Source organism: Pseudaminobacter sp. Soil_N_29 (genome assembly GCF_057656055.1).
In genome coordinates this window covers 1-248 of record NZ_JBDGLC010000056.1, presented here as the reverse complement: position 1 = coordinate 248, position 248 = coordinate 1, and the positions used below count along the sequence as shown (strand labels likewise).

General features: G+C 38.7%; 1 protein-coding gene. It reads right to left on the bottom strand.

From position 1 onward, the window contains the following. Window positions 1–248, bottom strand: a 248-nt coding sequence (locus AC3A4H_RS23725; protein WP_487768897.1) for a YcaO-like family protein, incomplete at both ends; no start/stop codon positions are given.

Here is a 248-nt window from a genome sequence, read left to right as displayed (position 1 = left end):
ACCGCCAATTGCACATCCATTTGATGTTTCATACACGAAAGCATCTCGATGACCAAGGCTATAATAAGCAATTGATTCAGGAACTAAAAGCGGTCTGTTTTGTGATAAAGAATATCCCCATACCCAGTTTTGCTCATAATCAGGATCAAACGGCTTAAATGGAAAATTATCACGACTGTAGTGTTCATTTGTATGCACACCGAGTGTAAGGGGATTTAGTGCATGTTCCTCTAAATCATGAAAACTAC